The 20,090-nt window shown below is 71.7% G+C and carries 19 protein-coding genes and 2 tRNA genes; 14 read left to right on the top strand and 7 right to left on the bottom strand.

Translation table 11 applies throughout. The features are described from left to right. Positions 1–20 precede the first annotated feature (20 nt). From BXY45_RS03045 to rpmH, 5 genes are all read right to left on the bottom strand, one after another. Positions 21–494, bottom strand: coding sequence for a Jag family protein (locus BXY45_RS03045; RefSeq protein ID WP_342799505.1), 474 nt, complete (start codon positions 492–494; stop codon positions 21–23). Between the two features lie 218 nt (positions 495–712). Beyond that, a complete protein-coding gene (gene yidC, locus BXY45_RS03040) occupies positions 713–1,648 on the bottom strand; it encodes a membrane protein insertase YidC (RefSeq protein ID WP_109772832.1) in 936 nt (311 codons plus the stop codon). Continuing rightward, the gene (gene yidD / locus BXY45_RS03035; protein ID WP_342799504.1) at positions 1,645–2,055 is read right to left on the bottom strand and encodes a membrane protein insertion efficiency factor YidD; all 411 of its coding nucleotides are present in this window, start codon (positions 2,053–2,055) and stop codon (positions 1,645–1,647) included. Before yidD ends, yidC begins: the two co-directional genes overlap by 4 nt. 61 nt (positions 2,056–2,116) lie before the next feature. Then, complete coding sequence (rnpA, locus tag BXY45_RS03030; RefSeq protein WP_109772830.1) at positions 2,117–2,560, bottom strand: ribonuclease P protein component; 444 nt, start codon at positions 2,558–2,560, stop codon at positions 2,117–2,119. 28 nt (positions 2,561–2,588) lie between these two features. After that, the gene (gene rpmH, locus BXY45_RS03025; RefSeq protein ID WP_109772950.1) at positions 2,589–2,726 is read right to left on the bottom strand and encodes a 50S ribosomal protein L34; all 138 of its coding nucleotides are present in this window, start codon (positions 2,724–2,726) and stop codon (positions 2,589–2,591) included. A gap of 409 nt (positions 2,727–3,135) precedes the next feature. On the opposite strand from rpmH, the gene dnaA reads away from it, so the two are divergent. The 10 genes from dnaA to BXY45_RS02975 all read left to right on the top strand — a co-directional run bounded on the left by dnaA (position 3,136) and on the right by BXY45_RS02975 (position 15,357). After that, positions 3,136–4,686 (top strand): chromosomal replication initiator protein DnaA, encoded by a 1,551-nt coding sequence (gene dnaA / locus BXY45_RS03020; protein WP_109772829.1) that lies wholly within the window; start codon positions 3,136–3,138, stop codon positions 4,684–4,686. A gap of 511 nt (positions 4,687–5,197) precedes the next feature. Further along, the gene (gene dnaN / locus BXY45_RS03015) at positions 5,198–6,349 is read left to right on the top strand and encodes a DNA polymerase III subunit beta (protein WP_109772828.1); all 1,152 of its coding nucleotides are present in this window, start codon (positions 5,198–5,200) and stop codon (positions 6,347–6,349) included. Between the two features lie 145 nt (positions 6,350–6,494). Then, positions 6,495–7,439, top strand: coding sequence for a phosphogluconate dehydrogenase (NAD(+)-dependent, decarboxylating) (gene gnd / locus BXY45_RS03010; RefSeq protein ID WP_109772827.1), 945 nt, complete (start codon positions 6,495–6,497; stop codon positions 7,437–7,439). A 12-nt stretch (positions 7,440–7,451) separates the two neighbouring features. Then, entirely contained in the window at positions 7,452–8,726 is a 1,275-nt protein-coding gene (locus BXY45_RS03005) for a DNA replication/repair protein RecF (protein ID WP_109772826.1), read from the top strand. 1 nt (position 8,727) lies between these two features. Further along, positions 8,728–9,390 (top strand): DciA family protein, encoded by a 663-nt coding sequence (locus BXY45_RS03000; RefSeq protein WP_211319176.1) that lies wholly within the window; start codon positions 8,728–8,730, stop codon positions 9,388–9,390. Positions 9,391–9,584: 194 nt separating this feature from the next. Further along, a complete protein-coding gene (gene gyrB / locus BXY45_RS02995; protein WP_109772825.1) occupies positions 9,585–11,714 on the top strand; it encodes a DNA topoisomerase (ATP-hydrolyzing) subunit B in 2,130 nt (709 codons plus the stop codon). After that, positions 11,707–14,307, top strand: a complete 2,601-nt coding sequence (gene gyrA, locus BXY45_RS02990) for a DNA gyrase subunit A (RefSeq protein WP_109772824.1) — start codon at positions 11,707–11,709, stop codon at positions 14,305–14,307. Before gyrB ends, gyrA begins: the two co-directional genes overlap by 8 nt. A 350-nt stretch (positions 14,308–14,657) precedes the next feature. Then, a complete protein-coding gene (locus tag BXY45_RS02985) occupies positions 14,658–15,146 on the top strand; it encodes a DUF3566 domain-containing protein (RefSeq protein ID WP_109772823.1) in 489 nt (162 codons plus the stop codon). 50 nt (positions 15,147–15,196) lie between these two features. Further along, positions 15,197–15,273: transfer RNA gene (locus tag BXY45_RS02980), tRNA-Ile, on the top strand. An 11-nt stretch (positions 15,274–15,284) separates the two neighbouring features. Beyond that, positions 15,285–15,357: transfer RNA gene (locus BXY45_RS02975), tRNA-Ala, on the top strand. A gap of 83 nt (positions 15,358–15,440) precedes the next feature. Here the strand turns inward: BXY45_RS02975 and BXY45_RS02970 are convergent. Further along, positions 15,441–16,676: a hypothetical protein gene (locus BXY45_RS02970; RefSeq protein ID WP_109772822.1), complete on the bottom strand. Its 1,236-nt coding sequence runs from the start codon at positions 16,674–16,676 to the stop codon at positions 15,441–15,443. A gap of 112 nt (positions 16,677–16,788) precedes the next feature. Between BXY45_RS02970 and BXY45_RS02965 the strand changes: the two genes are divergently transcribed. After that, a complete protein-coding gene (locus tag BXY45_RS02965; protein ID WP_109772821.1) occupies positions 16,789–17,310 on the top strand; it encodes a peptidylprolyl isomerase in 522 nt (173 codons plus the stop codon). A 24-nt stretch (positions 17,311–17,334) separates the two neighbouring features. Continuing rightward, complete coding sequence (locus BXY45_RS02960) at positions 17,335–18,195, top strand: rhomboid family intramembrane serine protease (RefSeq protein ID WP_109772820.1); 861 nt, start codon at positions 17,335–17,337, stop codon at positions 18,193–18,195. 62 nt (positions 18,196–18,257) lie between these two features. Here the strand turns inward: BXY45_RS02960 and BXY45_RS02955 are convergent, their stop codons facing one another. Then, positions 18,258–18,506: a cell division protein CrgA gene (locus BXY45_RS02955; RefSeq protein ID WP_109772819.1), complete on the bottom strand. Its 249-nt coding sequence runs from the start codon at positions 18,504–18,506 to the stop codon at positions 18,258–18,260. Positions 18,507–18,573: 67 nt separating this feature from the next. On the opposite strand from BXY45_RS02955, the gene BXY45_RS02950 reads away from it, so the two are divergent. Then, entirely contained in the window at positions 18,574–19,431 is an 858-nt protein-coding gene (locus BXY45_RS02950) for a DUF881 domain-containing protein (RefSeq protein WP_245961619.1), read from the top strand. Further along, positions 19,428–20,090 carry an aminodeoxychorismate/anthranilate synthase component II gene (locus BXY45_RS02945; protein ID WP_109772818.1) on the top strand — a complete coding sequence of 221 codons (663 nt, stop codon included), beginning with the start codon at positions 19,428–19,430 and terminating at the stop codon, positions 20,088–20,090. Before BXY45_RS02950 ends, BXY45_RS02945 begins: the two co-directional genes overlap by 4 nt.

Here is a 20,090-nt window from a genome sequence, read left to right as displayed (position 1 = left end):
GCCACGTCCTCGGGCACGCGTCAGGCGGCGGGGGAGACCACCACGTGGCGGTGGGGCTCCTCGCCCTCGGAGTCGCTGACGAGCCCGGCCGCGGCGACGGCGTCGTGGACGACCTTGCGCTCGAAGGGGTTCATCGGCTCCAGCGCGACGGGAGCGCCGTCCCGCTGCACCTCCGCGACCGCCTGCGCGGCCAGCTGCTGCAGCTCCTCGCGGCGGCGCGCCCGGTGTCCCGCGACGTCGAGCATGAGGCGGCTGCGCTCGCCGGTGCGCGCCTGGACCGCCAGGCGTGTGAGGTCCTGCAGGGCCTCCAGCACCTCACCGCGGGCGCCGGCCAGACGTCGCAGGGCGACGGCATCGCTGCCCTCGGCGACGACGGAGACCGCCGCACGGCCGTCCTCGACGTCGATGTCGATGTCGCCGTCGAGGTCGGCGATGTCGAGGAGTTCCTCGAGGTAGTCAGCGGCGACCTCGCCCTCCTCCTCCAGCCGCTCCAGGCGGCTGCGGCGCTCGGGGCCGCCCTCGGCGGGCTGGCCGTGGCCGTCTGCGGCGGCGCCGTCGGGCTGGGCTTCGGCGCCAGCGCCGGTGTCAGCCGCGTCGGTGCCCTCGAGGGCATCGGTGGTGGGGGTGGGGACCTCGTGCGTGGCCTGCTCGGTGCTCACCACGGCCTCCTCGTCGTCAGGTGGGCGGGTTCGGGTCTGGGGGCCGGCGCCGTTCAGCGGTTGCGGTCCTTGCGCTTGGGCTGGACGCGCTGGCCGGCGCGCTGCGGCTGCTCGATGACCTCACCGGCGACGACGTCGGTGGCGGCCTCACCGCGGCGGGCGCGCTTGCGGGCCCGCCGGGCCTCCAGTGCCTCCTCGGCCTTGGAGCCGGGGGCGGGCATGCGGCGGATGACGTAGGCCTGCTGGCCACCGGTCCACAGGTTGGTGGTGAACCAGTAGATGAGCACGCCGATCGGGAAGTTCACGCCGGAGACCGCGAAGATGATCGGGAACAAGTACATGATCAGCTTCTGCTGCTGCGCGAACGGATTGTCGAGCGCGGAGGCCGGCATGTTCTTGATCATCAGCTGGCGCTGCGTGGTGAACGTCGTGAGGCTCATGGCCACGATGAGGACCGCGGTGAGGATCTTGACGTTGAGGTCGTCGCTGCCGAGGAAGGTGTCCGTCAGGCGCGCGCCGAAGATGGTCGACTCCGCGGCCTGCCGGGCCAGCACACCCGTGAGCGGGCCGACACCCTGCTCCTCGCGCAGGCCGTAGTTCAGCACCCGGAACAGGGCGAAGAAGATCGGCGCCTGAAGGAGGATCGGCAGGCAGGAGGAGAAGGGATTGGTGCCGCTGGAGCGGTAGAGCTCCATGGTCTCCCGGCTCATCGCCTCGCGGCTGGCCGGGTCGGTCTTGCCCTTGTACTTCTGCTGGATCTTCCGCATCTCCGGCTGCAGCAGCGCCATGCCGCGGCTGGCCTTGATCTGCTTCACGAACAGCGGGATCAGGACGATGCGGATCACGATGACCAGCACCACGATCGAGAGCGACCAGGTCCAGCCGCTCGCCTCGGGCATGCCGAGGGCGGTCAGGCCGGCATGAGCGGCGACCATGATCCAGGCGACCACCCACTCGAGCGGGAAGATCAGGCTCTCGAAGAAGTTCATCTCGTCCTCACGGGCTGGGGACGGGAGGCCCCGTGGTCGTGGTGGTGCGGGAGCTGGTGCTCGTGGTGCGGCTCGGGCGCGCAGCCCCCACCAGTGTGGGGCCTGGCCTTCGGTGCCCCGTCAGCCGTCCCGTCCACGCCGTCGTCTTCCCCCCATTCGGCCCGCTCGGGCACCGGGTCCCAGCCGCCCGCCGCCCACGGGTGGCAGCGCAGCAACCGACGCGCGGTCAGCCACGTTCCGCGCAGCGCGCCGTGTCGACGCAGCGCGGTGGCGCCGTACGAGGAGCAGGAGGGTGCGTAGCGGCACACCGGACCCAGCAGCGGTGACACGAGCAGCTGGTAGATCCGCACGAGCAGCAGGAGGACGACGGCGAGCGCCCCGTCGAGGGCTCTCCAGCACCGAACCAGCCACCCGCTCCGAACCCTCGCGCCGACGACGCGACTCATGGTGCTTGCCTCTGGCGGCACGTCATGAGGAGGCCTCCGGCGGTGGGAGGAGCCGCCGCAGAGCGGACGCGAGATCCCGCGCCAGGACGTCACTGGGGGCGTCAGCGGCGGCGGGGTTGGCCCTCACTACGACCCTGCCTCCGGCGGGGAGCGAGGCGAGGTGGTCGCGCACCAGATGCCGGAGCCTGCGCTCCACGCGGTTGCGCACCACGGAGCCTCCGACGGCGCGCGAGACGACGAAGCCGACCCGGGCCGGCTCGACGACCGTCACCTCGTGGCTGACCCCGTACTCCCCGATCACCGAGCCCAAGCCCGTCGAGCCCAGACCCGTCGAGCCCGCATCGACAGCGGGTCCCGAGGGGTCGAGCAGGTGCACCACCAGGTGCCGTCGTCCGGCACGACGCCCACGCCGGACAACGGCGGAGAAGTCGGCGGACCGGCGTAAGCGATGCGCGGTGGGGAGCACGAGTCAGCGGGCCCGGAAGCCCCCTGCCTCAGGCAGAGAGCTGCGCGCGGCCCTTGGAACGCCGCGCGGCGAGGATGGCGCGACCGGCGCGCGTCCGCATGCGCAGGCGGAAGCCGTGCACCTTGGCCCGGCGCCGGTTGTTCGGCTGGAAAGTCCGCTTGCTCACGCCCGTCACTCCATCACGTCGCTGATCAGCTCGCTGTCTGGGGGCGACCCGAAGCCCGTCGAATAATCGACAGGCCGAGCCGCTCCGAACGGCTGGGCCCAGGACCCGCGGGCCCCGCCCCGGAGGACCGGAGGGGCACCAGCGGACACACAAGCGCCTGCCGCAACCGCTCCACGGTAGGGGCGCGAGGGCTGAAGGGTCAAACCTGAAGGGCGTCAGCGCGCCGGAAAGGGCCCGGGGCGTGCCATCTTGTGCCCGAGGAGAGGGTGCCGCTAGCGTCGTGCGCTCCCGCTCCGGTGCTGGCGTCGCCGCTCCTGAGCGGCCGACGTCCCCATCTCCGTCCACAGCCTGTGGACAACCCTGTGGATGACGTGCGCGACCCCTCGTGCGGTCGTGGGAGGGTGGAGCGGTGGCCGATGAGCAGGACCTCCCATCTGCCTGGCCGGCCGTCATCGCCGCGCTGGGTGCTGATCCTCGTATCTCCCGCCAGCAGCTGGCGTTCCTGCGCCTGACCCGTCCCCTGGGCCTGCTCAACGACATGGTGCTGCTTTCGGTCCCGAACGAGCTCACCAAGGAGATGATCGAGCAGCGGCTGCGCGAGCCGGTGGCGGCGGCGCTCTCCGATCGCCTGGGCCGCCCGGTCCGGGTGGCGGTGGCTGTCGACAGCTCCCTGACGGACGCGCCGCCCTACGAGGCGCCGCGTCCCTCCTCCGCCCCGGCCGCGGACAGTCAGGTCCCCGCGCCCCGAGGGGGACCGGAGGACGGCTCCCTGGGGTCCCCCGAGGCAGCGGACCCGGGTTCCGACGTCGACGACGAGGACGGCGCGGAGCTGCTGGCCACCGGCGAGGACGGCGCGCTGTTCGGCGTGAGCCGGCCTCCGCAGGTTCCTCGCAGCCGACGAGGTGAGCAGTCCCGCAAGGACGCCGAGCCCGCCCGCCTGAACCCCAAGTACACGTTCGACACCTTCGTCATCGGCTCGTCCAACCGGTTCGCCCACGCGGCAGCCGTGGCCGTGGCCGAAGCACCCGCGAAGGCCTACAACCCGCTGTTCGTCTACGGCCCCTCCGGCCTGGGCAAGACGCACCTGCTGCACGCCATCGGGCACTACGCCCAGCACCTGTACCAGGGCGTCAAGGTGCGCTACGTGAACTCCGAGGAGTTCACCAACGACTTCATCAACTCGATCCGCGACGACCAGAAGAACTCGTTCCTGCGTCGATACCGCGATGTCGACTTCCTCCTCGTCGACGACATCCAGTTCCTCTCGAACAAGGTGCAGACGCAGGAGGAGTTCTTCCACACCTTCAACGTGCTGCACAACGCCAACAAGCAGGTGATCATCACCTCCGACCAGCCGCCCAAGAACCTCTTCGGGTTCGAGGAGCGGATGCGGTCGCGCTTCGAGTGGGGCCTGACCACCGACGTCCAGCCGCCGGACCTGGAGACGCGCATCGCGATCCTGTCCAAGAAGGCCATTACCGACCGGCTCTCCGTGCCGTACGAGGTGCTGGAGTTCATCGGCTCGCAGATCTCCACGAACATCCGCGAGCTCGAGGGCGCCCTCATCCGCGTCACGGCGTTCGCCAACCTCAACCGCGCCGACGTCGACCTTGCACTGGCCGAGGTGGTCCTCAAGGACCTCCTCACGGGGGAGACCGCGCAGATCTCCCTGGCGACCGTCATGGCGCAGACGGCGGACTACTACAAGGTGACCATCGAGGACCTGTGCGGCCCCGCTCGCTCGCGTGCGGTGGTGAACGCCCGCCAGGTCGCGATGTACCTGTGCCGCGAGCTCACAGAGCTCAGCCTGCCCAAGATCGGGCAGGCCTTCGGCGGTCGTGACCACACCACCGTCATGCACGCCAACCGCAAGGTGCGCGAGCAGCTCGCCGAGCGCCGGCAGACCTACAACGAGGTCACGGAACTCACCAACCGCATCAAGCTGCAGCACCGCGCCTGACGCCAGGGTCACCCGTCAGCGCCCTGAACTGCGGCGACGTGACTTTTCCACAGCCTCTGTCCCCAGGTGAGGACGATCCACAGGCATCCACAGCCCCTGTGGACAACTCCATCCACAGGGGCTGTGGAAAACCCCGCAAATCCTGTGGATGACGTGTGGACAACAGGGGGTCCTTCTGTGGACGGGATGTGGACAGATTCTGGCCGTCCACAGGCACCCGTAATTTTTCCCCACGTCATCCACAGCTCTGTCCACAGGTGTGCATGGCGCCTCACCTGCGACGACGAGGGTTCTCCACAGTTTCCACAGGCCCTATGACTACTACGGAACACGTCATCTAGCGGATTCGATCGCGCCGCCTTCATCTACGCCGGACCGCCCGGAGCCGCCCACGGGGGGCCTGTGGGTGGCTGGCAGGGGCCGAGCCCGCACACCGTTACCCTCGCCGATCGGGGCCCATCCAGGGCGCAGAGACATGAAGCGGGCACGCAGCACGCATGGAGGTGGACCCGTGAGGTTCGGGGTCGAGCGCGACGTCCTGGCCGACGCCGTCGGATGGACGGCGAGGACCCTGCCCGCACGTCCGCCCGTACCGGTGCTGTCCGGGGTCCTCCTGGAGGCCACCGAACCCGGGGTCCTCAAGCTGTCCAGCTTCGACTACGAGGTCTCCGCGCACGTGGAGGTCTCCGCCGAGGTCCACGAGCCCGGCCGGGTACTCGTCTCCGGGCGCCTGCTGGCCGACATCGCCCGCTCCCTGCCGGGGCAGCCGGTCCAGGTCTCCCTGCAGGGGCCTCGCGTCGTCGTCACGTGCGGGTCGAGCCGCTTCACGCTGCTCACCATGCCGGTGGATGACTACCCGACCCTGCCCGCGATGCCGGACGTGCTCGGCTCCGTCGCCGGTGACGTCTTCGCCTCTGCGGTCGCTCAGGTGGTGGTCGCGGCCAGCCGAGACGAGACGCTCCCGGTCCTGACGGGAGTTCGCGTCGAGATCGAGGGCGACGAGCTGACGCTCCTGGCCACCGACCGCTACCGCCTGGCGGTGCGCACGCTGCCGTGGAGCGCCGGCTCCGGCGGAGCGTCGTCCTCGGCGCTCGTCCGCGCCAGGACCCTCTCCGAGGTCGCCCGTGCCATGGGGAGCGGTGAGGTCGTGGTGGCGCTGTCCCCGGACGCCGCCGTCGAAGGCCGCGGCCGCGGCGGTTCCGGGTTGGTGGGCTTCGAAGCCGGGGGACGGCGCACCACGTCGCTGCTCGTCGACGGTGACTACCCCAAGGTCCGCTCACTGTTCCCGGCCGAGTCCCCGATCTCCGCCGTCGTCTCCGTGCCCGCCCTGGTCGAGGCCGTTCGCCGCGTCGCCCTGGTCGCCGAGCGCAGCCGCCCCGTGCGGTTGTCCTTCACGGAGGGCCAGGTGGTCCTCGAGGCAGGCGACGGCGAGGACGCGCAGGCCTCGGAGGCGATCACCGCCCAGCTCCACGGCGACGACGTCACGATCGCTTTCAACCCGCAATTCCTCCTGGACGGGCTGCTGGCGCTCAGCACGCCCTACGTGAGGCTTTCGTTCACGGTGCCCACCAAGCCCGCCGTCCTGACCGGTCAGCTCGAGGAAGACGGCGATTCCAGCGACCACTACCGGTACCTGCTCATGCCCGTGAGGTTGGCCGGCTAAAGCTTTCGCGTCACCCGTTCGATGCAACGGTGGGACGCACTAGTGGCGGGGGGGCGGAGGCACAACTCCGGACCTGCCGTAGCACGCTGAGCGTTACCGGACCCGCCTGCGTCACACACCACTTCCCCTTCCCCGGAGGTTTTCCGTGCACATCGGTCTCGTCGGTCTTGGCAAGATGGGCGGCAACATGCGCACGCGCCTGCGCCGCGGAGGAATCGAGGTCACCGGCTTCGACAACAACCCGGAGCTGTCCGACGTGGAGAGCCTGGAGGCCCTCGTCGCGGCGCTCCCGACGCCCCGCGCCGTGTGGGTGATGGTCCCGGCTGGTGCGATCACCCAGAGCGTCGTCGACCAGCTCAAGGGGCTGCTGTCCGAGGGCGACGTCGTCATCGACGGCGGCAACTCCAAGTACACCGACGACGCCGCGCACGCCGCTTCCCTCGCCGAGGTCGGCATCGGCTTCGTCGACTGCGGCGTCTCGGGCGGCATCTGGGGCCTGGACAACGGCTACGGCCTCATGTGCGGCGGCGAGGCCGCCCTCGTCGAGCGCCTCATGCCCGTCTTCGACGCGCTGCGCCCCGAGGGCCCCCGCGAGGAGGGCTTCGTGCACGCTGGAGCCGTCGGCGCCGGCCACTACGCGAAGATGGTCCACAACGGCATCGAGTACGGGCTCATGCAGTCCTACGCCGAGGGCTTCGAGCTGCTCACCGCCAAGGACATCGTCACCGACGTCACCGGCTGCTTCAAGGCCTGGACGCGCGGCACCGTGGTCCGTTCCTGGCTGCTCGACCTGCTCGTGCGCGCCATGGAGCAGGAGGGCGCCAACCTCCCGCACATCCGCGGGTACGTGAACGACTCCGGCGAGGGCCGCTGGACGGTCGAGGAGGCCATCCTCGAGTCCGTGCCGATGCCGGCGATCACCGCCTCGCTCTTCGCCCGCTTCGCCTCCCGCCAGGACGACTCCCCGGCCATGAAGGCCGTCGCCGCGCTGCGCAACCAGTTCGGCGGTCACGCGGTGGAGTCCTTCGGTGGCGAGGCCAGCGTCGCCGAGGCCGGTCCCAGCTCGGGCACCGGCTCCACCTCCCACTGAGAGCGGGGACGGGTGCACGTCACGCACCTGTCCCTGGTCGACTTCCGCAACTACACGGAGGCGGAGGTTGAGCTCGGCCCGGGCCCGACCGCCCTGGTCGGGCCCAACGGGCAGGGGAAGACCAACCTCGTCGAGGCGGTCGGCTACGTCGCGACGCTCGGCAGCCACCGCGCCGCCACGGACGCACCTCTGGTGCGTGCCGGGGCGGCGCGGGCGGTGGTGCGCGCCGCCGTCGACAGGGCGGGGCGCTCCACGCTGGTCGAGGTGGAGATCTCCCCGGGGCGCGCCAACCGCGCCCGCCTCAACCGCTCACCGCTGCAGCGGCCCCGGGACGTCCTGGGGTCGCTGCGCACGGTGCTGTTCGCCCCCGAGGACCTCGCCCTGGTCAAGGGCGACCCCGACGGGCGGCGCCGCTTCATGGACGACGCCCTGGTCGCTCTGGCTCCACGGCTCGCCGGGGTCAAGGCTGACCTCGACAGGGTGCTCAAGCAGCGCGGGGCGCTGCTGCGCCAGGCCGCATCGACGCGCCGTGGCGGCCGGTCCCGCACCGGCGGCTCCGCACGGGCACGCGAGCGCGCCGCCCAGGCGGCTGCGGCCGCCGGTTGGGACGACGCCGCCGCCGCCGAAGCCGCGACGCTGGACGTCTGGGACACCCACCTCGCCGCCGCCGGCGCGGAGCTGCTCGCCGCCCGCCTGCTGCTCGTGCGCCGCCTCCACCCCCACGTCGCCCGCGCCTACGCCGCGGTGAGCGGCGCGGGCCAGACCACCGGTCAGGGCACCGATCAGGACGTCGAGGGACCCGTGCGGCTGGCCTACCGCAGCAGCCTGCCGCTGCTCGCCGACCTCGACCTCGCCTCCGACGCAGAACTGCCGCCGCGCGCCGAACTAGCCCAGGCGCTGCTGGAGCAGATGGCCCAGGTCCGCACCGAGGAGCTGGAGCGGGGGACGTCGCTGGTGGGCCCCCAGCGCGACGACCTGCTGCTGGAGCTCTCGGGCCTGCCGGCGCGGGGGTACGCCAGCCACGGTGAGTCCTGGTCGTACGCGCTGGCGCTGCGGCTTGGCCTGTACGAGCTGCTCAGCGGCGAGGGTCCGAAGGACCCGGCCAGCGAGCCGGTGCTCGTCCTGGACGACGTCTTCGCCGAGCTCGACGCCGGCCGTCGGCAGCGCCTCGCGGCGCTGGTGGCCCCCGCCGAGCAGGTCCTCATCACCGCGGCCGTGGCCGAGGACGTACCGCCGGAGCTGGCCGGTCGCCGGCTGCAGGTGCGCTCCGGCACCGTGGAGGCCTGACGTGCCCGGCCAGCCGGGTGGCCCGCGGGGTGGTCCGTCGGATGACCAGCAGGGTGACTCAGCCGGTGGCCCTCCGGTCGACCCCGATGCACTTCCGGCCCCCGAGGAGCTGCCCGACGCCGCCGCCACGGCCCTTCACCGGGCGCGGGCCGCGGCGCGCGCCCGCGGCGCTCGTCCGGGGCGGCCCGGATCGCTGCCGCCGACAGGCCGCTCCGGTCAGGGCGGCAGCGCCGGGGGGGCGACCGGCGGCGGGGCGGCACGCGGTGCCGGAGGCCGGGACAGCGGTCGCACCGGGGCGCGGCCCGACGCCCGCGACCCGCAGACCGTTGCTTCCAGCATCGGCCGGCTGGTCAGCGAGCGCGGCTGGCGCACTCCGGTGGCCATCGGCGGGGTGATGGGGCGCTGGGCCGACGTCGTCGGCGCCGAAGTGGCCGCCCACTGCCAGCCGGAGACCTTCTCCGAGGGCGAGCTCGTCGTCCGTGCCGACTCCACCGCCTGGGCCACCCAGGTCCGGATGCTCACCGCGACCGTGCTGCGGCGTCTGGGTGAGGAGCTCGGTGAGGGCGTGGTGACGCGTCTGGTGGTGCGCGGCCCCGCTGGTCCGTCCTGGCGGGCAGGCAGCCGCTCGGCAGGCGGGCGCGGTCCGCGCGACACCTACGGCTGACTTCCCGCCCACCGCCCGAGCGCAGCGCTGGGGCACGGCGCATCGGCGCGGAGCGGGTTTCGGAGACCCGGGGCGGACCCCGGACACGTCCGCGGGTCTGTTCGGCCGGCTGGGGGGCTTCCACGGGCCGTAGACGGGGTGCTGGGGGCCGGACGAGCGCGTCCGGCGACGACCCGTCCGGGGGACGACATAGGATGGAGACCCGTGCGCGCCCCCGAGCGCGTTCCTGCGCGAGGAGGACCGTGGCCGACCCCACAGACGACGCGACACCCGTGCCCGAGGCGCTTCTGCAGCCTCTGGCCGAGCAGCCGGAGGAGCACCACCGCGCGAGCGGCCCGGCACCGTCGTCCCCCACGTACGACGCCAGCAACATCCAGGTCCTCGAGGGGCTGGAGGCGGTCCGCAAACGACCCGGCATGTACATCGGCTCGACCGGTGAGCGGGGTCTTCACCACCTCGTGTGGGAGGTGGTCGACAACTCCGTCGACGAGGCCCTCGCCGGCCACGCCACGTCCATCGACGTGACCCTCCTGGCCGACGGCGGTGTCCGCGTCATCGACGACGGCCGCGGTATCCCGGTCGACGTCATCCCCTCGGAGGGCAAGCCCGCCGTCGAGGTGGTGCTGACCGTGCTGCACGCGGGCGGCAAGTTCGGGGGTGGCGGCTACGCCGTCTCCGGTGGCCTCCACGGCGTGGGCATTTCCGTGGTCAACGCCCTCTCCCGCCGCGTCGAGGTGGAGGTGCGCCGCCAGGGCCACGTGTGGCGCCAGGCGTACCGTCACGGCGTGCCCGAGGCCCCGCTGGAGCAGGGCGAGGAGTGCGAGACCACCGGTACCACGGTGACGTTTTGGCCCAGCAAGGAGACCTTCGAGACGACGGTCTTCGACTACGAGACGCTGCGCTCGCGCCTGCAGCAGTACGCCTTCCTCAACCGTGGCCTCGAACTGAAGCTCACCGACGAGCGCCCGACGGTCACCGAGTCAGACCCCGACGGTGACGAGGCCTCCTCTACGAGCAAGACCCGCTCGGTGACCTACCGCTACGACGGTGGCCTGGTCGACTACGTCAAGCACCTCAACCACCAGAAGCGGTCCGAGGCTGTCCACGACTCGGTGATCTCCTTCGAAGCGGAAGACACCGACCGCGGCATGTCCGTCGAGGTGGCGATGCAGTGGACCACCGGCTACTCGGAGAGCGTCCACACCTACGCCAACGTCATCAACACCCACGAGGGCGGCACCCACGAGGAGGGCTTCCGCGCCGCGCTGACCGCCCTGGTCAACCGGTACGCGCGCGCCAACAACCTCCTCAAGGAGAAGGACGAGAACCTCACTGGAGACGACGTGCGCGAGGGCCTGACCGCCGTCGTCTCCGTCAAGCTCGGCGAGCCGCAGTTCGAGGGCCAGACCAAGACCAAGCTCGGCAACACCGAGGTCAAGGGCTTCGTCCAGAACCGGATGACCGAGAACCTTTCCGACTGGCTGGAGCGCAACCCGGCCGAGGCCAAGGCCGTGGTCCGCAAGGCGATCAGCGCCTCCGTGGCGCGCATGGCGGCCCGCAAGGCCCGCGAGGCGACGCGTCGCAAGGGCCTCATGGACGGCATCGGTCTGCCGGGCAAGCTGCGCGACTGCTCCTCGAACGACCCCTCGCGCTGCGAGGTGTTCATCGTCGAGGGTGACTCCGCCGGTGGCTCGGCCGTGAAGGGACGCGACCCGGAGACGCAGGCGATCCTGCCGATCCGCGGCAAGATCCTCAACGTTGAGAAGGCCCGCCTCGACAAGGCCCTGGGCAACCAGGAGGTGCAGGCGCTCATCACGGCGTTCGGCACCGGCATCGGCGAGGAGTTCGACATCTCCAAGCTGCGCTACCACAAGATCATTCTCATGGCCGACGCCGACGTCGACGGCCAGCACATCACCACGCTGCTGCTGACGCTGCTGTTCCGGTACATGCGTCCGCTGGTGGAGATGGGTCATGTCTACCTGGCCCAGCCCCCGCTCTATCGGATCAAGTGGTCCAACCGTGAGCACGACTTCGTCTTCTCCGACCGCGAACGCGACGCCTTCCTCGCGGAGGGCCAGGCGAACGGCGGCCGGCTGCCCAAGGAGGGTGGCGTGCAGCGGTACAAGGGGCTCGGCGAGATGAACTGGGACGAGCTCGCGCGGACCACCATGGACCGCGCCCACCGCACCCTGCGCCGGGTCACCCTCGACGACGCCGCCGCGGCCGACTCCATCTTCGCGGTGCTCATGGGCGAGGACGTCGACTCCCGGCGCTCGTTCATCCAGCGCAACGCCCACGACGTGAGGTTCCTCGATGTCTGAGCCCCCGAACGGAACGGTCGCCCCCGCGGAGTCGTCAGGCGGGGACCGGATCGAGCAGGTCGACCTGCAGCTGGAGATGCAGCGGTCGTACCTCGACTACGCGATGAGCGTCATCGTGAGCCGGGCACTGCCCGACGTGCGCGACGGCCTCAAGCCCGTGCACCGCCGCGTGCTCTACGCGATGTGGGACGGCGGCTACCGTCCCGACCGGCCGTACTCCAAGTGCGCGCGCGTCGTCGGCGACGTCATGGGGAACTACCACCCCCACGGCGACACGGCCATCTACGACGCCCTCGTGCGCCTCGCGCAGGACTGGTCGCTGCGGTATCCGCTGGTGGCCGGCCAGGGCAACTTCGGCTCCCCCGGCAACGACTCCGCGGCCGCCCCCCGGTACACCGAGTGCCGCATGGCGCCGCTGGCGCTGGAGATGGTGCGGGACATCGACGAGGAGACCGTCGACTTCTCGCCCAACTACGACGGCCGCGAGCTGGAGCCCGACGTCCTGCCGTCGCGCTTCCCGAACCTGCTGGTCAACGGCTCGGCGGGCATCGCGGTGGGCATGGCCACGAACATCCCGCCGCACAACCTGCGGGAGGTGGCCGACGGCGTCCAGTGGGCGCTGGAGCACCCCGACGCCGACGAGGAGGAGCTCCTCGACGCGCTGCTGGCGCGGATCCAGGGCCCTGACTTCCCCACCGCTGCGACCATCCTCGGCCGCTCCGGCATCGAGGACATGTACCGGACGGGCCGGGGCAGCGTGCCGATGCGCGCCGTCGTCGCCGTCGAGGAGATCCAGAACCGCCAGTGCCTGGTGGTGACGGAGCTGCCGTACCAGGTCAACCCCGACAACCTCGCCACCAAGATCGCCGAACTGGCGAACACCGGCCGTATCGCCGGCATCGCCGACGTACGCGACGAGACCTCGGGAAAGACCGGCCAGCGCCTCGTCATCGTGCTCAAGCGCGACGCCGTGGCCAAGGTGGTGCTCAACAACCTCTACAAGCACACGCCGCTGCAGGAGAACTTCAGCGCGAACATGCTGGCGCTGGTCGACGGCGTGCCCCGCACGCTGCCCCTCAACGCCTTCGTCACGCACTGGATCACCCACCAGCTCGAGGTCATCGTCCGGCGGACCCAGTTCCGCCTACGGCGGGCGCAGCAGCGCGCGCACATCCTCCAGGGCCAGCTCAAGGCCCTCGACGCCCTCGACGCGGTCATCGCCCTGATCCGCGCCTCGGCCACCACCGAGGACGCCCGCACCGGCCTCATGGGCCTGCTCGACATCGACGAGATCCAGGCGAACGCCATCCTCGAGATGCAGCTGCGCCGCCTGGCCGCCCTGGAGCGCCAGCGGATCATCGACGAGTACGACGCCCTCGTCGCGCAGATCACCGACTTCGAGGACATCCTCGCCCGGCCCGCACGTCAGCGGACCATCGTCGGTGACGAGCTCGGTGAGATCGTCGCCAAGTACGGCGACGACCGACGCACCCGGATCGTCCCGTTCGAGGGCGACATGAGCGTCGAAGACCTCATCCCCGAAGAAGACGTGGTCGTGACGATCACGTCCGGCGGGTACGCCAAGCGCACCCGTGTCGACGCCTACCGCGCCCAGCGCCGCGGCGGCAAGGGGGTGCGCGGCGCCGCGCTGCGCGCGGATGACGTGGTGAACTCCTTCTTCACGACGACGACGCACCACTGGCTGCTCTTCTTCACCAACTACGGCCGGGTCTACCGGGCCAAGGCGCACGAGCTGCCCGAGGGCGGCCGTGATGCCCGCGGCCAGCACGTGGCCAACCTGCTGGCGTTCCAGCCGGGGGAGACCATCGCCCAGGTGCTCGACCTGCGCGACTACGCGCAGGCGCCGTTCCTCGTGCTGGCCACCCGCAGTGGCCTGGTGAAGAAGACGCGGCTGTCCGAGTACGACTCCCCGCGTTCGGGCGGCGTCGTCGCCATCAACCTGCGTGACGGTGACGAACTGGTCTCCGCGCGCCTCGTGGGTGACGAGGACGACCTGCTCCTCGTCTCCCGCCAGGGCCAGTCGGTCCGCTTCACCGCCTCCGACGACGCCCTGCGGCCCATGGGCCGCGCTACCTCCGGCGTCACGGGCATGCGGTTCCGCGACGGTGACGAGCTGCTGGCAATGGACGCCGTCCGCGACGACACCACCGCCGACGTCTTCGTGGTGTTCGCCTCGGGGATGGCCAAGCGCACCGCCGTCGACCAGTACCGCGTCCAGGGCCGCGGTGGGTACGGCGTCCGGGTGGCCAAGCCGTCCGAGCGCGGCGGTGACCTGGCCGGCGTGCTCCTCGTGGGCGACGAGGACGAGGTGCTCGTGGTCATGGCCAGCGGCAAGGTGGTCCGCAGCCACGCCGCCGAGGTCCGCGCCACCGGCCGGGACACGATGGGCGTGAGCTTCGCCAAGGTCGACAACGGCGACCAGATCCTCCTGGTGGCGCGTAACGCCGAGCGAGCCGTCGAAGAGGAGATCTCCTCCGAGGACGGCGCGGCACCGGGCGCGGCGAACGGTGACGACGGTCCGGATGCCGTACCGTCGAACGACCCTGAGCCTGAGCCCGGAGGTGGGGCGTGAGCCCGTCGGAGAAGACTGACGCCCGAGACTCCCCCCGGCCCGGAGGGCGGCCCGCGTCCACTCCGTCGACCTCGTCGTCTGCGAGCACACCGTCGGGCAGCACGCCCGGGGGAGCCGCGGGTGCCGGCGGGAGCGGAGCACCCCGCACCAGCGCGGGAGGCGCCTCCCGCGCCCCCCTCGGGTCGCGTCCCGGCGGTGCTCCCCGTCCGTCATCGACCACGGGTTCCGCAAGCTCGTCGACACCGGGGCCTTCCGGATCGGCAGGGTCAGCGGGGTCGGCCGGTGCCGCCGGGCGGAGCCCGCTCGGCAGCGGTCCTCGGAGCGGAGCCGGAGCGGCCGCACGCACCACCGTGGGGCAGCGCCCGGCCGGCATCTCCGCGGCGGCAGGGGCGACGGCGGCGCGTCAGCCCGGCACGTCCGCCTCGGCGCGCGGCGGGGAGCCGGCTGAACCGGCGCCCAGTGCACCTGTCGCCGACGCGCCACGCCGGGTACGGCTGAGCCTGTCGAGGGTCAGCCTGTGGTCCGTAGCGCGGCTGGCGTTCCTGCTGTCGGTGGCACTGGGGATCATCGCCGTCGTGGCGGTCACCGTGCTGTGGTCGATCCTCAACGGCATGGGTGTCTTCGCCCAGCTCGACAGCGTCATCAGCGACGTCGTCGGCTCGGAGAGCAACTTCCGCGTCGCCGACCTGCTCAGCCTGTCGCGGGTGCTGTCGGTCACCGTGTTCCTGGCGGTCGTCGACGTCGTCCTGCTCACCCTCCTCAGCACGCTGAGCGCACTGCTCTACAACCTCGCCAGTGGCCTGGTGGGCGGTGTCCGTCTGACCCTCAGCGACGACTGACCCGCGCAGTGCGGTAATCTCGTTCCACCCGGGTGCCTCGCGCCCGGCCCGGGCCTATAGCTCAGTTGGTTAGAGCGCTTCCCTGATAAGGAAGAGGTCACAGGTTCAAGTCCTGTTAGGCCCACCAGACGTGCCCCCGGGGGCGTGGCGCAATTGGTAGCGCACCTGCTTTGCATGCAGGGGGTTAGGGGTTCGAGTCCCCTCGCCTCCACTCGGAGACACCCGGCGGTTGATGGAGAACAGCACGAGGGCCGGTCACCCTGCAGGGTGACCGGCCCTCGTGTGCTTCGAGAGTCAGGCTCCGGAGCCCGGCTTGCGAGGCTGCTGGGGCTGAGGCCGGGGCCGGTTGGACGACGGCGAGGCCGGCGTCGAGCCCGTGGTCGGTGCCTTCGGCGAAGGCGCCGGGCTGGTCGCAGGGCTGGTCGAAGGAGTGGCCTGGGGGCTGCTCTTGGCGCCCTCCGGAGCCTTCTCCGTCACCTTCTCGGCGGTCTCCTTCACGGAGTCTGCCGCCTTGGCAGCCGTCTCCTTGGCTGCGTCGGCGGCCTTCTCGACGGTCTCCTTGACGGTGCTCGCGGCCGAGCTGGCCGCGGAACTCGCGGTGGCAGCGGCCTTCTGCGCCGTCGACGAGCCGTCAGCGGACGGCGTGTCGACGTCGGCCGACGTGCTCGCGGCGGAGCCCGAGCCCAGCGGCGCCCCGGCGCTGGGCGAGCTGCCCGGCGTGGCGGACGACAGGCGGCTCTGGTCGCCCGGAGCGGTGCTGACGCCCGTACCGGGCGCGGTGGCCGGCACCCACGGGTCGACCACGGCCTGCTGGCGAGACTTCCACACGGCCCACCCCGCGGCACCGGCAGCGCCCGCAATGCCCGTGAAGAGCAGGAAGCGGCGTGTACGACGACGACGGGCGGCCTTGCGGGCTGCCTTGGCGCTGATCAGCGGGCTACCGCTGACCTTCTTCAGGCCCGCGGTGGTGCTCGTGGCCGCCGCATCGGTGGCCTCGCTCGCCTTGGTCGCAGCGGCAGCAGCCGCGGCGCCGACGGCGGCCACGGCGCGGGGCAGCCAGTCTTCGACGATGGCGTCCCGCGCGTGGTCGACGCGAGGAACCAGCGCTTCCGCAGCCTGCTCGACCTTGGGGGCGGCGGCGCGCAGCCCCCGGTCCTTCGCGTCGATGACGAGCGGCAGGGCCTTGGCGTAGGCCTCCTCCACCTTGGGCTGCACGTACTCCAGGGCCTGACCCGCGTACGTCGAGGCGACATCGCGGGCCTGGGCCGCTGCCGGCCCCGCCTGCTTCTTCCAGTCTTCGGCGCTCTTGGCGATGCGCTGTGCGCTGCTGAGCGCCCCCGCCTGCAGCGCCGCTCCCGACGCGGCCACGGCGTGGCCTGCGCCCTTCGCGGTGCTCTTGGCGAGAGCGAGCTCACCGGCGAGCTGCGCGGCACGCTCCTCCGCCTTGCCAGCGAGCGTCGCCCCGGCCGCCTTGGTGGCGTGGCTGACCGCCGCGGCGGTCCGCTCCGCTCGGTTCTTCCTCCCGAACACGCGTTCCTCCTCCCGGGCCCGGCTCCCGGACCGTCGGCGCCCATCCTGCCGGGAGGCGCTGCGGCTCGCCCAGCGAGGGGGCGAGATCCGCGCGGGTGCGAGGATGGTGCGCATGGAGGCGACGCTGCACACGAACCACGGTGACGTCCGCGTGGTGCTGTTCTCTGACCACGCGCCCAAGACCGTGGCCAACTTCACCGGCCTGGCGACGGGCGAGAAGGAGTGGACCGACCCGCAGACCGGTGCCCAGCGCACCGACAAGTTCTTCGACGGTCTGACCTTCCACCGCGTCATCCCGGGATTCATGATCCAGGGCGGTGACCCGGTCGGGAACGGCACGGGCGGCCCGGGGTACACCTTCGACGACGAGATCCACCCCGAGCTGACCTTCACCAAGCCGTACCTGCTGGCCATGGCCAACGCGGGCAAGCGGGGCGGCAAGGGCACCAACGGGTCGCAGTTCTTCATCACCGTCGCACCGACGACGTGGCTGCAGGGCAAGCACACGATCTTCGGTGAGGTGGCCGACGACGAGAGCAAGAAGGTCGTCGACGCCATCGCCGCTGTGCGCACCGGCGCCATGGACCGCCCGGTGGAGCCGGTGGTCGTGGAGTCCGTCGAGATCTCTGCCTGACCGAGATCCACGGCTGATCCACCCGTGACCGATCCTGCCTGGGGGCCCCAGGCCCCCGGGCAGGACCCCACCTGCCCGCGTCACCCCGACCGGGTCTCCTACGTCCGCTGCCAGCGCTGCGAGCGGCCCACGTGCCCCGAGTGCCAGCGGGCGGCCGCTGTGGGGATCCAGTGCGTCGACTGCGTCCGCGAGGGCTCCCGGGGTGTCCGCGAGGCGCGGACCGCGTTCGGGGCAACGCTGCGGCGCGGTCGGCCCGTCGTCACACTGACGATGATCGGAATCTGCGTCGTCGTCTACCTGTTCCAGGCGTCGGTCGCCCCGGGACTGCCGTTCTTCTTCGGTTTCCGCCCGTTCCTCGCCGCTGCCGAGCCCTGGCGCTTCCTCACCGCGGCGTTCCTGCACGGCCAACTGCTCCACATCGCCTTCAACCTCTACGCGGTGTGGATCTTCGGCTCCTACCTCGAGCAGCAGTTCGGGAGGCTCCGCTTCGCCGCGTTGTACCTGCTGTCGGCGTTCGGCGGGTCCGTCGGCTCGCTCCTGCTCATCTCGCCGGCCAGTGAGGGCTGGGGCGGAATCTCCGTGGGCGCATCGGGAGCTGTCTTTGGGCTGTTTGGAGCCCTCGTGCTCGTGCAGCGCAAGCTCAACCAGCAGTTCGGCCAGATCGTCGTGCTCATCGTCATCAACGGCGCGATCGGCTTCGTGCTGCCGAACATTGCTTGGCAGGCCCACCTGGGTGGCCTCGTGACGGGTCTCGCGCTGGGCGCCGTGTTCGCCTACGCACCCCAGCGCGCCCGCACGCCCGTGCAGGTGGCTGGGGCGGTAGCGGTGGCGGCGGTGCTCGTGGTGGCCGCCGTCGCGCGGATGGCGGCCACCGGCCTGATCTGAACGCCTCCCGCACGACCTTGTCGGTCGATCCGGCGCAGGACTACGGATTCAGGACGGCGACGTCAGCGCCAGCGTGTGGTCATCGCGAAACCCACGAGCACCACGCCGAAGCCGACCCCGAGGTTCCACGGACCCAGCGCAGGCACCGGGTAGGTGGCGCTGCTGAGGTAGTACACGACGATCCACACCAGGCCGATGAGCATCAGCCCCAGCATCACGGGGACCCACCAGCGCGGGCTCGGGCGGGGGCCGGCGCTCTTCTCGCGCGGGGCTGTCCACGCGCGACGGCGACGTATCCTCGACTCGGGCACCGGTCCTCCTCTGCAGGGCTGTCAGCGCCCGAGGGTAGTCGCCCGGGCCGGGCGGGGAGGGCGAGCCGTGACCTACGCACCTCCCGGCGCGTCGCCGCCCGCGACCGGACCCCGCGAACCGCGCGCATCGCGCGAGCCAGGACCGCCCCGCGACGCCCGCACGGCCCGTGCGCTGCGCTGGTTGCGGACCCGGCGCCTCCGGTGGATCCAGCCCGGCAGCGGGGGCACGCTGGCCGTCGTCGTCGTCTTCCTCCTGGCGGGGGTGCTCTTCGCGACGAGTGCCCGCACCGCTGACGGGACGGACCTGCGGGCCAGCACCAGCGACCTGCGCAGCCAGGTGGTCTCGCAGGAGCGCGAGGTCGCGCGCGCCGACCGCCGCCTCGCCGCGTTGCAGCAGGAGGTCACCCAGCTCGGGCAGGAGGTCGACGACCCTGCCGCCCAGCAGCTCCAGGCGGAAGCCGACGAGCTCGCCGGCGCTGCCGGCCTCGACCCGGTGGAGGGCCCCGGGCTGGTCATCACCCTCGACGACGCCCCGCGCGCCGCGGACACGGCGGCGGCCAGCGGCATCGCGGCCGACGTCCTCATCGTCCACCAGCAGGACCTGCAGGCGGTGGTCAACGCCCTGTGGGAGGGCGGCGCCACCGCCGTCGGGCTCCAGGACCAGCGGATCGTCTCCACGTCCGCGGTGCGCTGCGTGGGCAACGTGCTGCGCCTCCAGGGGCGTCTGTACGCCCCGCCGTACACCGTGAGGGCCGTGGGAGACCCGGCGGCGCTGCGCGCGGCCGTGCACGCCTCTCCGGCGGTGCAGACCTACCTGTCCGACGTGGCGCGCGTCGGGCTGGGCTGGCAGCTGAGCGAGGAGCAGGTGAGCGTGCCCGGCTGGGACGGGTCGTTGCAGCTTGCGCACGCTACGGTGCCGCGATGAGCTCCACCGGCCGCCGCGTGCTCGTCGTCGACAACTACGACAGCTTCGTCTTCACGATCGTCGGCTATCTCGAGCAGCTCGGTGCGCAGTGCCACGTGCTCCGCAACGACGACCCTGCGCTCGAGAGGGCCCTCGACTCCGGCGACGTGCTCGACGGTGTCGACGGGGTGCTTCTCTCCCCCGGTCCCGGCGCGCCCAAGGACGCCGGTGCCAGCCCCGACCTCGTGCGGCGCTGCGCCGAGACGGCCACCCCGATGCTCGGCGTCTGCCTGGGCCACCAGGCCCTCGGGGAGGTCTTCGGCGCCACGGTGACGCACGCGGAGGAGCTGCTGCACGGCAAGACCAGCGAGGTCGTCCACGAGGGGCAGGGCGTGCTCCATGGGCTCCCGCAGCCCTTCACGGCCACCCGGTACCACTCCCTCGCCGTCGTGGCCGACACCGTGCCGGACGAGCTCGTGGTCACCGGCCGGACCACCGGCGGGGTGGTGATGGCGGTGCAGCACCGCGAGCTGCCCCTGCACGGCGTGCAGTTCCACCCCGAGTCGGTGCTCACGCAGGGCGGTCACCGTCTCCTGGCGAACTGGCTGGAGATCTGCGGCGACGACGGCGCCGTGGCCCGTTCCGCCGGCATGGCGCCGCTGGTGCGCGCCCGCTCCTAG

The organism is Quadrisphaera granulorum (assembly GCF_003149145.1).
In the GTDB taxonomy this organism is placed as follows: domain Bacteria; phylum Actinomycetota; class Actinomycetes; order Actinomycetales; family Quadrisphaeraceae; genus Quadrisphaera; species Quadrisphaera granulorum.
Note: the sequence above shows the minus strand (reverse complement) of the source record. Positions and strands in the feature narration are given on the sequence as shown.